At 40.5% G+C, this 12,650-nt stretch carries 12 protein-coding genes; 4 read left to right on the forward strand and 8 right to left on the reverse strand.

From position 1 onward, the window contains the following. The first annotated feature begins 639 nt into the window (after nt 1–639). Nucleotides 640–1,605 carry an SGNH/GDSL hydrolase family protein gene (locus tag RM368_RS22330; RefSeq protein ID WP_322696066.1) on the forward strand — a complete coding sequence of 322 codons (966 nt, stop codon included), beginning with the start codon at nt 640–642 and terminating at the stop codon, nt 1,603–1,605. Between the two features lie 199 nt (nt 1,606–1,804). Here RM368_RS22330 and RM368_RS22335 read toward each other — a convergent pair whose 3' ends face one another. From RM368_RS22335 to RM368_RS22355, 5 genes are all read right to left on the reverse strand, one after another. Then, complete coding sequence (locus tag RM368_RS22335) at nt 1,805–2,698, reverse strand: lysophospholipid acyltransferase family protein (protein ID WP_322696067.1); 894 nt, start codon at nt 2,696–2,698, stop codon at nt 1,805–1,807. A 197-nt stretch (nt 2,699–2,895) separates the two neighbouring features. Beyond that, entirely contained in the window at nt 2,896–3,519 is a 624-nt protein-coding gene (locus RM368_RS22340; protein WP_322696068.1) for a class I SAM-dependent methyltransferase, read from the reverse strand. 47 nt (nt 3,520–3,566) lie between these two features. Further along, a complete protein-coding gene (locus RM368_RS22345) occupies nt 3,567–3,917 on the reverse strand; it encodes a DUF1772 domain-containing protein (RefSeq protein ID WP_322696069.1) in 351 nt (116 codons plus the stop codon). Nucleotides 3,918–4,337: 420 nt separating this feature from the next. After that, nucleotides 4,338–6,014: an alpha-amylase family glycosyl hydrolase gene (locus RM368_RS22350; RefSeq protein ID WP_322696070.1), complete on the reverse strand. Its 1,677-nt coding sequence runs from the start codon at nt 6,012–6,014 to the stop codon at nt 4,338–4,340. 493 nt (nt 6,015–6,507) lie between these two features. Further along, nucleotides 6,508–6,939, reverse strand: a complete 432-nt coding sequence (locus RM368_RS22355) for a nucleoside deaminase (RefSeq protein WP_322696071.1) — start codon at nt 6,937–6,939, stop codon at nt 6,508–6,510. A 14-nt stretch (nt 6,940–6,953) separates the two neighbouring features. Between RM368_RS22355 and RM368_RS22360 the strand changes: the two genes are divergently transcribed. Then, the gene (locus RM368_RS22360) at nt 6,954–7,877 is read left to right on the forward strand and encodes a nucleoside hydrolase (RefSeq protein WP_322696072.1); all 924 of its coding nucleotides are present in this window, start codon (nt 6,954–6,956) and stop codon (nt 7,875–7,877) included. 30 nt (nt 7,878–7,907) lie between these two features. On the opposite strand, the gene RM368_RS22365 is transcribed toward RM368_RS22360, so the two are convergent. The 3 genes from RM368_RS22365 to RM368_RS22375 form a co-directional block, all read right to left on the reverse strand. Further along, on the reverse strand, nt 7,908–8,084 hold the full coding sequence (locus RM368_RS22365) for a hypothetical protein (RefSeq protein WP_322696073.1): 177 nt from the start codon (nt 8,082–8,084) through the stop codon (nt 7,908–7,910). Nucleotides 8,085–8,179: 95 nt separating this feature from the next. Beyond that, nucleotides 8,180–9,664 (reverse strand): toll/interleukin-1 receptor domain-containing protein, encoded by a 1,485-nt coding sequence (locus RM368_RS22370; RefSeq protein ID WP_322696074.1) that lies wholly within the window; start codon nt 9,662–9,664, stop codon nt 8,180–8,182. Nucleotides 9,665–9,683: 19 nt separating this feature from the next. After that, complete coding sequence (locus RM368_RS22375) at nt 9,684–10,235, reverse strand: NUDIX hydrolase (RefSeq protein WP_322696075.1); 552 nt, start codon at nt 10,233–10,235, stop codon at nt 9,684–9,686. A gap of 131 nt (nt 10,236–10,366) precedes the next feature. On the opposite strand from RM368_RS22375, the gene RM368_RS22380 reads away from it, so the two are divergent. Together RM368_RS22380 and RM368_RS22385 are read left to right on the forward strand one after the other, a co-directional pair. Next, nucleotides 10,367–11,419, forward strand: coding sequence for a dipeptide epimerase (locus RM368_RS22380; protein ID WP_322696076.1), 1,053 nt, complete (start codon nt 10,367–10,369; stop codon nt 11,417–11,419). Further along, nucleotides 11,403–12,449, forward strand: coding sequence for a DUF1611 domain-containing protein (locus tag RM368_RS22385; protein WP_322673221.1), 1,047 nt, complete (start codon nt 11,403–11,405; stop codon nt 12,447–12,449). The genes RM368_RS22380 and RM368_RS22385 overlap by 17 nt, the downstream gene beginning before the upstream one ends. Nucleotides 12,450–12,650 lie beyond the last annotated feature (201 nt).

The following is a 12,650-nucleotide window of genomic DNA, read 5'->3' on the forward strand; positions in this document are numbered from 1 at the left end:
GAGTATGGCTAGGAGATGAACACGGGCTTTAAAAACAATCCAAATTATAGATTTATAAGTCTACAATCAGCTAGTAGTTTGAATCCCCCAAGGAAAAGCATTCTGGATTCTGGATTCTGGATTCTGGATTCTAGATTCTTTTTTAATTACTAGTTGCTAAATGGACACTTGGCTAAGACGGAAACCGTTTAAGACAAGTGTCCTTCTAGACTACTAATGGTTTTAGTTTAGCGCATAGGCAGCTTGCAGCGCCCAGATTACGAGAGCAGCGATCGATCCCAGAAGCAACACGGTAGAGATAGTGACTACTTTTGGGGAATCTGCACCCTTAAATTTCATAATTCCGCGATTTAAGTCGGACACAGCTTCTAATCCTCTGTTGTTGGAGCATGAAATATTTGTCCGTCTTGATTGTAGTCCTTCTCTTTGCGGATGACGTTAAATTCACTTTAAAAATTTAGAAGTGAAGAGGAGGCAGGGGAGCAGGGAGATGAGGAGATGAGGGAGATAAGGGGACAAGGGAGACAAGGAGATAAATAAAACTCCTAACTCTTAACTCCTAACTCTTAACTCCTAACGCCCAATTCCCAATCCCCCAGTATCATTGAAAAGCAACTCAGTATAAGAGGGTGTGAGTAGGTGAAAATAGCACTGAGCGTAATTTTGGCGGTGGTTGTGGGATTGTTTGTGGTAATTGAGATTGGACTGCGATCGCTGTTTGGTTTTGGTAATCCTTTGATTTATATTGGCGATGAGCAAATTGGTTATTTGTTGGCTCCTAATCAACGTACTCGTCGTTTTGGGAATCGCATTGAAATTAATGAATATTCTATGCGAGGTAGTCCGATCAAAAAGATACCTGCACCTACTGGGCTGCGAATTCTCCTCTTAGGTGATTCTATTGCTAATGGTGGCTGGTGGACTGATCAGACTAATACAATATCTAGTTTGATGATGCGTTCTCTAGCATCATCTACTAATAGTAATGATCGGGAAGTAGAAGTATTAAATGCTTCAGCTAACTCTTGGGGGCCAAGAAATGAATTAGCTTATTTGGAGAAGTTTGGCACTTTTAACGCGCAAGCAGTGGTGTTATTAATTAATACTGATGATTTGTTTGCTACTCCTCCTACTTCATTACCAGTAGGACGCGATCGCAATTATCCAGATCGCAAACCTCCCCTGGCATTAGTGGAAGTATGGCAGCGTTATATCGTCAAGCAAAAGCCAATACCTGAACTGCAAGCCGTGCAAAATGAATCAGGCGATCGCGTGGGGATTAATCTGGAGGCGATCGCTAAAATTCAAGCCTTGACTCGCCAATCCAACAGCAAATTTCTGCTGGTGATGACTCCTTTACTACGAGAAATTGGTGAACCAGGCCCCCGCGATTACGAAATTAAAGCACGGCAGCGCTTGAGTGATTTTACCAAAGCACAGCAAATTAACTATATAGACTTTTTACCAAATTTCAATTCAACTACCAACCCCCAAGGTTTGTTTCACGACCACATTCACCTCAACTTGCAAGGTAATAAATTTGTCAGTGAAGTTATGGAGCGATCGCTTTTGGAAATATTGGGCGAAACATCACTGCGTCACTAATATTCGTGTTTGATATCAAGTCCGGCTAATTAGTTTTAATTCCCGAATCTATGCAGAAAGCCTCTCTGCCTCTCTGCTCCTCTGTTCTTCGGTCACTGAGCGTAGCCGAAGTGCTGCCCCTCTGTTCCTTGGTCACTGAGCGTAGCCGAAGTGCTGCTCCCCTGCCCTCCTAATGATAAGTCTTTAACTGGACATGAGATTAGCTAGATTTCTGACTATCTCTAACCAAATTATTTAACTCTTCCTGCATTTGACTTTGAACTATTTCATAACAAGCATTCACATAGTTACGATCTCTAGCTGCATCTTGACCATATCTTTCAAAAATAATTGGATGACAGATACGAGTGTGAATCTGCACAGGTAAAGGAATATTTGGCAGAGGGCCAATAGACAAGCCCCAAGGCAAACCCAAGTAAATTGGGAAAACACCAGGGTCTAATTGATATAACCACGGCAATCCCCACTGATGCAATTGTTTGACTAAATCATAGCAATCACATAAGACTATCAACGTATCATGAGCGCCTACCGAGATTACAGGAATAATCGGAACTTCTTGTTTTAAAGCTAGCTTGACAAAGCCCTGATGACCAGCAAAATGAATTTTATAGCGTTGGCTATGAGGACGAAACATATCATATTGTCCACCAGGATATACTAGAACGCTAGCACCGCGATCGAAAGCCGCACTAGCCATTTTGGGATGTGCAAGAATTGCTCCGAATTTCTGAGCTAATCCTGCTATTTCTGGACTCACTTTCCAAGCGTAAGGGTGCATTAGACCATACACCAAACGCTCGGTTCCAAATCTCGAAAACCAATCATACATCATCATTATTAAATCTGGAGAAGCCATTCCCCCATTATGAGAGCCAACCAGTAGTACTTTCCCTGTTGTTGGGATGTGATGCCATCCATCAGTTTTTACTTGAAAGTAATAACGGTAAAACCATGAGCATATAGGCATCAATGATTCAATAAACTGAGGATCTCGCTGTGTTAATGACTGATGAATCTTTTTCGAGAATTCTGATGTTAAAGTCTTGTCAGCGCTGACAGAAATATTCTCTACCTGTTTGGGAAATTCCATAATTAATCGCCTATCTTACATCAATCTTGCAAGTATTTCTGCAAGTGAGCTAAATTTCAATGCACCAAAATTTTCGGCGTTGCAGAACAGAGGGATGAATTTAGGCAGGCAGGGGAGGCAGGGGGTGCTTCGGGAGCAGGGGGGGAGATTTTATAATTTGCGAAATCATCCCGCAATTATGCAACGCCAAATTTTCTTTACTTTCTAAACAAAATTGATACTAGTCTTGGTGGTTTATTTTGATCTTGTTCATGCCACCACTCTTTGAAGTCTTCAAGTTGGAAGCCATGAATTTTCGCTGTGTTAAAAAAGTCCGATAGATGATGCACAAATGCCGGAATTTCAATGGACTCTTGCTGTCTTTGAAAATTAGCTTTTGTTCCTTGATATTGCTTGAATGGATGAAGCTCACAGATGAAAAAGTATCCTCCTTTAACTAAGACACGAGATGCTTCTGAAAATATCAAGCTGAGGTCTTCGATGTGTTCTAAAACAAGATTACAAGTAACTAAATCGGCGGACTCATTATCACAAGTCCATTGCTTAGTAATGTCTTCGGTAATAAACACTACATTCGCAGACCTCACTTTCTCTTTTGCCTTTTCGATCATCTGTGCTGAAAAATCGATCGCACAAACTTTCAGAGCAATTTGTGAAAGTAAAAACGTATTTTTACCTGTGCCACAGCCAATTTCTACGACTGATTTACACTTCAAACCCAGCAAGGTTTCTCTGGTGACGATTCGATCGAGATCGCGCGTCAGATTTTCGTCAGCATCGTATGTGGCTGACCAATTATCGTATGCTGCTTGAATACTCATATAGCTTCATTTTGCCAAGCAAAGGGTATTATACATATTGATTATTTCTATTTCACCGTGCGATCGCCCAGTGCAATCGTCAACGCTGCCGCAAGTGCCGCTATTGTCCGAACGTGGTTCCAGAACGTCCAATTGGTAAGATATCTAGCCCATAGGTTTGCGCCTTCAGTACTATCCGGTTTGGCGATCGCTAAGGCATCATTCAGCGGCACATTGAATGCGATCGTCACTATAACGGTGCCAATCAAATACAGGAGGCTACCGACAAGCAAATAGGCAGCACCAGGTTGATGCCACTTTAACACCGAGGAAATCGCTAGAAAGATGCAAGCCATAGCCGTTCCAAAGAGTGCCAACATGAACAACGGATTGATCGCAGTGATATTGATGGATTGCATAGCGATAATGCCCTCCTTTGGCTGGAGTCGTGCAAGGGCATTCATCACGAAAGTCGAGAAGGCAAAGAAGACGCCAGCCACCAGCCCGCAGCCTAGTGCTGTCAAAAGCGTCAACGGAAAGCGCAAATTGTCAACAATTACCATAAAGCCTCCTGTTAATTACTGCCCAACGCCTTATTCGCAGTAGATGATTGGTCTTTTAAGACGCGATAAATCGCGTCTCTACAATCTGGGTTTTGGGCCGATCTGATTGGACACGATATTATTTTATTTGGTGTTGCTCCTATCGCTAGTCTTATTATTGGGTTGCGACGCAAGCAGTTTGTTTGACGAGCGATGGCTGCGCCAACACCTCCGGTGAACGCACTGCTTGCGACAATGTATTTACAATCTTTTGACATTAACGAGCTACAGACTACATTACTGTGAATTTGAAACAAATATTTTAGCTGTATAGCTTGATAAGTCAGTAACCAAACCATCCTCTTGAGATTTCACTTCTTGATTGCTAACCCAATCTCGCCAATACTCAGCAGTTGGGAAGCTTGAAATTTTATATTGATTTAGATTTTGGTCGGAGAAATTTACTACGACAACGATATGAGAATTCTGCTCATTCCAACGGGTGTAAGCCAGCACTTTCTCAGCTGCATTTTCGTAGAAAAACTTAATATTGTCACTTTGCAAAGCTGGAGTTTCCTTGCGTAGAGCAATCAACTTTTGATAATACTCAAATAAATCATGATTCTGACCGTTTGACAACAAAGACCAATTAATCTTTTGCGGCTTAGTCACATCTTCGCTTTTTTGCTGATATTCGCCAAACTCTTCTCCCATCCACAGCATCGGTATACCCATCGCTGTCATTAACACAGCAGCAGCTAACTTAGCTCGTTCAAATGCGGCTGCGTCAAAGATGCCGCAATTGCCTAATTCTCGTAATACACGTTCGCGATCGTGGGTTGCCAAATAATTAATTACATTGGTTGCGATCGCATAACCCTGCTGTTTGGGATCTAAAATCTGCTTGAGTTGTTCTAATTCAAATGATTTCCCACAAATATATGGAACTAGAAAGTAGCGAAAACTCTCATGCCAACAAGCATCTAATGGCCCATTTGGTTTGACTACAGTATTTGTATCGGGAATGTGTTCAGCAATGTTGTAAAACTGTTTGGGCGCAGCATAATTTTTCGCTTCCTTAGTCAGCCAGTTGAAAAATTCAAAGTTAGCCAATTGCCGCACTGCATCAAAGCGAATTCCATCAATGTGATACTCCTGAATCCAAAATTTTACCACATCGCCGACGTATTCCCATGCAGGTTTAATATTTAAGTTTTTATCGTAATTATCATAGTTAAATTCTGGCCCCCAGTAATTATCTGGGTCTTCAGGATAATGTTTGTGTTCGTAATACCAGTAATTTCGATCGATTAGTATTAAAGGGCATTCTTCATCTGTATGGTTATAAATTCCATCCATAAAGACGCGAATGCCTCTACCATGACACTCGTCAATCAACCGTTTTAAATCTTTTGTTGAACCATAACTAGATTCTGTAGCAAAAAAGTGGCGAACTTTATAGCCCCAGTTATAATCACCAGGGTACTCATTAACTGGCATTAATTCAATTGCATTAATTCCCAATTCGCAAAGATAATCTAACTTAGCAATTATCCCTAAATATTTGCCTCGCTCGTTAAAATCAATTTCATCACCAGTAAAATCGGCAACGTGTATTTCATATATGACTAATTCTCGGTTATCAGGCAACGGCATTTCATTGTTTTGCCAAAGGTAATTATCAACAATGCGTTGTCCATCTTGAATGCGTACTATGCCGTATTTTTCTGTTTCATCAACATCTGTCGCTTTAGGATCGATGATATTTATCCATTCATCAAGTGCAAAATTTGGGCTTTTGGTTTGAATGCGAAATTTATATTGATAAACGCCATCTTCCAGTTTGATTTTCGTGCGAAAATAACCATCTTCACCTTTTGACATCGGAATTTCTTTCCAATCTGAAAAAGACCCAATTAAAGCTGCTCCTTTGTTGCGAGGAGCAAATAAGGAAAATTCAGTTAAATTTGCCATTTTCACACTTTTACATTTTAGCTAGTTATAGTAACTAAAATTATTGTGTAATATAAAATAATTAGTAGCTTCTTTCTTAAGTATTATCAATATTTTCCTAATTTCTTGGACTTCAGACAGATATTGCGATCGCTATGATTTTAAAGGTGCAATAACTATTTAAATCATAACTACTTACGCGGACATGATATGATAGTTTTGCTTAATTGTCTCTGGGGTTTATTTATTTCTCAAATCTCATTCCATACCTTCTGGAATTAAATGTCTATTTTAAAACAGTAAACGCAGTGATTTTTCCAGGCATCACATTACTCTATCTACTGGTTGATTTTAAAATACTTATCCTTAAAAGGTGGATAGTGGGTAGTGGGGAGCAGAGGAGAAATCAATTCAAAATTCAAAATTCAAAATTCAAAATTCAAACATTTTAGAACTTCTGCCTACTCTGCCTCTTGTGTCCCATGCCAAATGACAAATGACAAATGACAAATGACTATTTACCGATATCTTCATTCCAAAGTTCGGGGTTAGTTTCAATAAACTCACTCATCATTTGTTCGCATTCGTCAAGATTAAGATCGATAACGTCCACACCGTGAGATACCATAAATTCTTTAGCACCAGGAAAAGTTCTAGATTCTCCAGCAATGACTTTTTTAATGCCAAATTGTACCACTGCCCCAGCGCACAGGTAACACGGCATTAAAGTTGAATAGAGTGTAGTACCTCTATAACTGCCAACTCTTCCAGCATTGCGGAGACAATCGATTTCGGCGTGGGTAACAGGATCGGCATCTTGCACGCGTTTATTGTGTCCTCTGCCGAGAATTTTGCCATCCTTGACAAGAACCGAACCAATAGGAATTCCCCCTTCTTGTCTGCCTTGTTTTGCTTCTTGAATTGCAGCTTCCATAAACTCATCCATATAATTCTCCTTTTATGACAAAACAACTAGTATTAATGGATCACGATGGCGGTGTAGATGATTATCTAGCAACTATGCTGCTGTTGACGATGGATCGTATTGAACTCCTTGGTGTTGTCGTCACTCCAGCAGATTGCTACGTTCAACCGGCTGTTAGCGCCACACGTAAAATTATAGATTTGATGGGATTTTCTCATATCCCGGTAGCAGAAAGCACTGTGCGCGGGATCAATCCATTTCCTACTCTCTATCGCCGTGATTCGTTTATCGTTGACCATCTCCCCATTCTCAATCAAAGCGAAACCATTACTACGCCATTGGTTGCCGAAACAGGTCAAGATTTCATGATACAGGTGTTACGCGACGCATCAAGCCCCGTAACGTTGATGGTAACTGGCCCTTTGACGACGGTAGCAGTGGCTTTGGACAAAGCACCAGACATTGAAGCCAAGATCCACCAGATTGTGTGGATGGGAGGCGCGTTAAATGTAGGTGGTAATGTGGAAAAAAGCCTGGAAGCAGGACAAGATGGTTCTGCCGAATGGAATGTTTATTGGGATGCAGTTTCAGCCGCGCGGGTATGGCAAACCCAAATTGAAATTATTATGTGTCCTTTAGATTTAACTAACAATGTCCCAGTTACATCGGAGTTAGTATACAAAATGGGACGACAACGCCACTATCCCATCTCTGATTTAGCTGGACAATGTTATGCACTAGTCATCCCCCAAGATTATTATTTTTGGGATGTTTTAGCAACAGCTTATCTAGGACATCCAGAATTTTATCAATTGCGCGAATGGGAAACAGAAATTATCACCACTGGTCTTAGTCAAGGGCGGACTAAAGTAGTTCCTGGTGGTCGGAAAATTTATGCGATGGATAAGGTAGATAAAGAGGCTTTTTATGCTTATATCTTGCAGCAATGGGCTAGATAAAAAACTAAAAAGTCAGAATGGCGTGGATACTCAAACTTGTACCTGCACAACAAAATCCTCAACTTGTCTTATTTTATTCCAATCAATAGCAGCAACCCACAACTTCTCTTCTTCGGATAACTGCACTACTCCATCAACTTCCAAATCCTCACTATATATTGTGAGTAATTGCCCATCTTGTAGCTCAATATTTTGATTGGCCATCATTGTAGGCGATCCAAACTATAACTGCTATTTTGCTGGATTAGGAACAGTAGTTTTAATCTCCGTATTTTCTCAAGTTTGAATTTGGATTGCTTCTGCTATTTAGGTGTCGCTATTAAGTAAAGAAGTTTGTCATTAAAATGGAGATTCTGCAATTCAGGAGGTGGGGGAACAGGCGGTGGGCCTTCTATGATTACAGGAATAATTTCGGGAGAACGCAATCCATTAGAACCTTGTCTATCAAGAGCATACAATACTTCTTTAAGTACCCACGGTGATTCTTTCGCAGCAGTAGACCAAAATAGTAGAAACAAATCGCACTCATCAATGTTGCGATAAAGTTTTTGCTCCCAGCGATCGCCAGGTTCTAAATTAAGGATATCTTGAAAAACTGTAATACCACTTACAGCTAGTCCCTGCACCCTTTTAAGAACTTCTATCCGATCTTTAGAAGAGTAAGATACGAATGCTTTTCTATAATGTCGAGCAACTTCTCCTACTAGATGAGGGTCTTTGGATGTAGAAGATGCAGAAGGAATAATCGATAACTTGAATTTTAGATGACCAAGGGGAATTGTATTTTGACTTACAGTAACAGTTCCAATGACTGTTTTCTGAGTGATATCAGCAGGAACCGTGACCCCAAATTGAATAGAATCTGCTCTACCATTCCAACTCAACTTTTGAATTGGATCGTCTACTTCTAGTTTTGGAATGGATAGGTTAAAAGTTAGTTCACTTCCCCGTTGAATAGGTAATCCTAAACTTCTTGCTCCTAACTGTTTAGCATCAGGATCAAATTGTTGAGCATTCTGTTTGGTAAATTCAACTTGTTCAGGAAGATGAACAAAGACTTGGACGAGGAACATATCGTTTGGAGTTACAGAAGAAGGACTGAACACACTGCAATCCACCAAATCTTTATTTATATCAGCAGATTGTGAAGATCGTTCTTGAATAGTTGGGGTTTCTTGTAGTTGCGCTTTTAACTGCTTAATAACTTCTTTTTCAACCTCGATATCGCTACTATCCCAACTCAAGTCATTTGGTGAAACATTACTGTTTGCTTCTACCTTTAACTCAATGGATTTACTATCCAAATCGTCAGCCAAAAATTCAAAGGCTTTACGAATAATTGCTGAGGTAATTTTAGCAGGTAACAGCTTCTTCCAAAAACTTGTAGAGTCTTGAGTCTTGGGTGTCGAAATTGTTCTAGGTTGGTATATTACTGAGTCTGATGGTACAGCAGATGTAGGGCTTTTAGGTCTAGCTTGGTTGCTTGTAGGTCTAGGTTGGAATAGTAACACGTCTGGTGATGCATCAGATGTCACGGGTATTTGGGTGTCTTCAGATAAATCCCGTAAAGTAGATATTTTAATATACTTTTTACGGACAAACCATGTATCTTTTCCCTTGATAGAGTTTTTCAAGGTAATTCTGTAATATTCTTCCTCCTCAACATAAAAAATGACTTCCAAGACACTTTTGACTTGAATGAGAAGTTTTTCATCTTCAGCTAGTTCGGCTAACTCACTTGGACGAGCTTTCAGGAAAGTATCAGAAGTTACTGTAAAGATAAACATAATAACTAACCTTAGATTATTAATAATTAATAAACTTCAAACCTAAAAAGAGAGCCGCTATAGTTCCGGCAACAGAAATTTCTCCCTGAATAATTTTAGATAAAATTAATTCTACAGGAATTAATCCGACTTCAATTTCTTCTGTAATATCTAGTTGTTGCTCTCCAACTTTGCTCACATTTTCTGCTAAAAACAAATGTATTTGATTGGTATCTTTGCTCGGCTTATCGTACAAAGTTCCAATTTTTTGCAATTTTTGGGGAATATAACCAGTCTCTTCTCTCAATTCTCTAATTGCTGCTATTTCTGCACTCTCTTTTGTAGGATCGAAATTCCCTGCTGGCAGTTCCCAGAAAAATTCACCTACTGCGTGTCTATATTGCCGGACAAAAATAATTTCTCTATTACTCGTGATAGGTAAAATCATTGCAACGTCAGGCTTAATACTGACAAAATAATCATCTATAATTTTACCATTCGGTAATTCTATTTCATCTTGCCTCACCTGACACCAAGGATTATCTAAAACCATTTTTGATTTTAAAATCTTCCATTTTTTTAAGTTGTTCATAAACTAAGTAACAAATAAAATGTATGTATAAAAAGTTTGCAATGAATGTAAAAAAGTATAACAGATGTATCCGAAAATCTAAATTTTGAACTTACACTGGCTTTTGCAATAGCATAATATGTAAAATAAGTATGCAAATAAATGTAAATTTATTTACAGTAAACAAGAGATTTCCGCTGACTATTAGTCGAGGTACAACGGCACAGACAACAAATGTATGGGTGAGAATTTCACACGATCGCATCGAAGGCTGGGGGGAAGCATCGCCGTTTGGTGTGGGTAATCATCGGCAATCAACTGATGCAATCAAAGATACTCTAGAGCAAGTTGTGCCACTGTTACAAGCATTCAGTCCTTTACAACGTCAGCAAATTGAGCAAGTTTTAACAAAAAACCAAGTTCCTTCTGCTGCAAGAGCTGCCTTGGATATGGCAATGCATGACTGGTTGGGTAAGTGCGTAGGATTACCCTTGTGGCAAATTTGGGGACTCGATCGCAATCAAATAGTCCCGACTTCAGTCACAATTGGGATTAATTCGCCGGAAGCTGCTAGGGCGAGAGCGCGAGACTGGTTACAATTTACAGATGTCCGTCTTTTTAAGGTGAAGCTAGGTAGCCCAGATGGCATAGATGCAGATCAAAAAATGCTCTTAGCGGTGCGAGAAGAAGCGCCAGAACTAGAGTTTTTTGTTGATGCCAACGGGGGTTGGAGTTTAGAAGATGCGATCGCCATGTGCAATTGGCTGGCTGATTTAGGTATAAAGTATGTAGAACAGCCATTGCCACGGGGAGAAGAACCAAGTTTAGCAAAACTCAAACAACACTCTCCCCTACCGATCTTTGTCGATGAAAGTTGTTTCACCAGCGCTGATATTCCCGATTTGGCAAATTACGTGGATGGCATTAATATCAAACTAATGAAATCAGGGGGGCTAACAGAGGCAATGCGAATGGTACATACAGCACGAGCATATCGCTTGCAAGTAATGTTCGGTTGCTATTCTGACAGTTCGCTAGCTAATACAGCAGCATTACAGCTAGCACCATTAGCTGATTATTTAGATTTAGACAGTCACCTGAACTTAATTGATGACCCTTTTACGGGTGCATTGCTAAAACAAGGAAAAGTTTTGCCAAACGATTTACCAGGTTTGGGAGTACAACACAGTGCGTCTACCACTTAATCAACGAGTAGCTATCTTGCTACATGAAGGAACTATTGGGACTCACGGCAAAACAGGGCTAGCAATTTTACGTTACAGTGAAGCCCCAATTGTAGCCGTAATCGATCGCGAGTGTGCTGGTAAATCTTTACCAGAATTAACAGGTATCAAGCGCGATCTGCCGATTGTAGCATCGGTAGCCGCAGCCCTAGAGTACAAACCGGAAGTTTTAGTAATTGGTATTGCTCCAGGAGGTGGTGCTGTACCAGATGATTACTGGCTAGAAATCAAAGAAGCTTTAGAAGCGGGAATGTCTTTAGTGAATGGTTTACATACACCAATGGCAAGTATCCCAGAATTAAATGCACTGCTCAAACCAGGGCAACTAATTTGGGATGTCCGCAAAGAGCCATCTAATATTAGTGTTGCTAGTGGAATGGCACGTACTCTTCCGTGTCGGCGGGTGTTGACAGTCGGAACCGACATGGCGATTGGTAAAATGTCAACTAGCCTAGAGTTACATTGGGCGTCAAAACTGCGGGGCTGGCGTTCTAAATTCCTCGCCACAGGGCAAACTGGAATTATGTTAGAAGGAGACGGTGTGGCTTTAGATGCCGTGCGGGTAGACTTTGCCGCCGGTGCTGTGGAACAGATTGTTATGCGCTATGGCAAAAACTACGACATCTTGCATATTGAAGGACAAGGTTCGCTGCTACACCCTGGTTCAACAGCAACTCTACCCCTAATCCGTGGTTCGCAACCAACCCAACTAATATTAGTACATCGGGCGGGACAAGTTCATGTCCGCAATCATCCCCATGTAATAATTCCACCTTTACCAGAGGTGATTCGGCTTTATGAAGCTGTTGCTAATGCTGGTGGTGCTTTTGGAAGTGTTTCTGTAGCAGGTATAGCACTGAACACAGCCCATTTAGATGAATCTGCGGCTCAGGAAAGCATCGCTCAAACAATAGCAGAAACGGGGCTACCTTGCACTGATGTAGTCCGCTTTGATGCCAATGTGCTTTTGGATGCGGTGATGAATAATTAACGTGAGTTCGACGAGTGCTATTTTGACCTCTCCCCCAGTGGGGTAAAACTAAAGCTAAAACCTTAGTAAATCAGGTTTGGGGGGAGGTTTTGAGAATTTATGCAATAAATATATTAGACCTCTTGCAAAAATATATTTTTGCACTCTTAGGGGAAAGGGTAAAGGTTAAAGGGAAAGGATTTTGAGTTTTTTTACCCTTTT

The sequence above is a fragment of the Nostoc sp. DedSLP03 genome (genome assembly GCF_034530815.1).
GTDB lineage: Bacteria > Cyanobacteriota > Cyanobacteriia > Cyanobacteriales > Nostocaceae > Nostoc.

Coding starts and splice junctions, on each gene's coding strand:
- RM368_RS22345 (WP_322696069.1), bottom strand. CDS start 3,917: ATGCAATCCATCAATATCACTGCGATCAATCCGTTGTTCATGTTGGCA.
- RM368_RS22355 (WP_322696071.1), bottom strand. CDS start 6,939: ATGGATGAGTTTATGGAAGCTGCAATTCAAGAAGCAAAACAAGGCAGA.
- RM368_RS22365 (WP_322696073.1), bottom strand. CDS start 8,084: ATGATGGCCAATCAAAATATTGAGCTACAAGATGGGCAATTACTCACA.
- RM368_RS22370 (WP_322696074.1), bottom strand. CDS start 9,664: ATGTTTATCTTTACAGTAACTTCTGATACTTTCCTGAAAGCTCGTCCA.
- RM368_RS22335 (WP_322696067.1), bottom strand. CDS start 2,698: ATGGAATTTCCCAAACAGGTAGAGAATATTTCTGTCAGCGCTGACAAG.
- RM368_RS22360 (WP_322696072.1), top strand. CDS start 6,954: ATGACAAAACAACTAGTATTAATGGATCACGATGGCGGTGTAGATGAT.
- RM368_RS22350 (WP_322696070.1), bottom strand. CDS start 6,014: ATGGCAAATTTAACTGAATTTTCCTTATTTGCTCCTCGCAACAAAGGA.
- RM368_RS22380 (WP_322696076.1), top strand. CDS start 10,367: ATGCAAATAAATGTAAATTTATTTACAGTAAACAAGAGATTTCCGCTG.
- RM368_RS22340 (WP_322696068.1), bottom strand. CDS start 3,519: ATGAGTATTCAAGCAGCATACGATAATTGGTCAGCCACATACGATGCT.
- RM368_RS22375 (WP_322696075.1), bottom strand. CDS start 10,235: ATGAACAACTTAAAAAAATGGAAGATTTTAAAATCAAAAATGGTTTTA.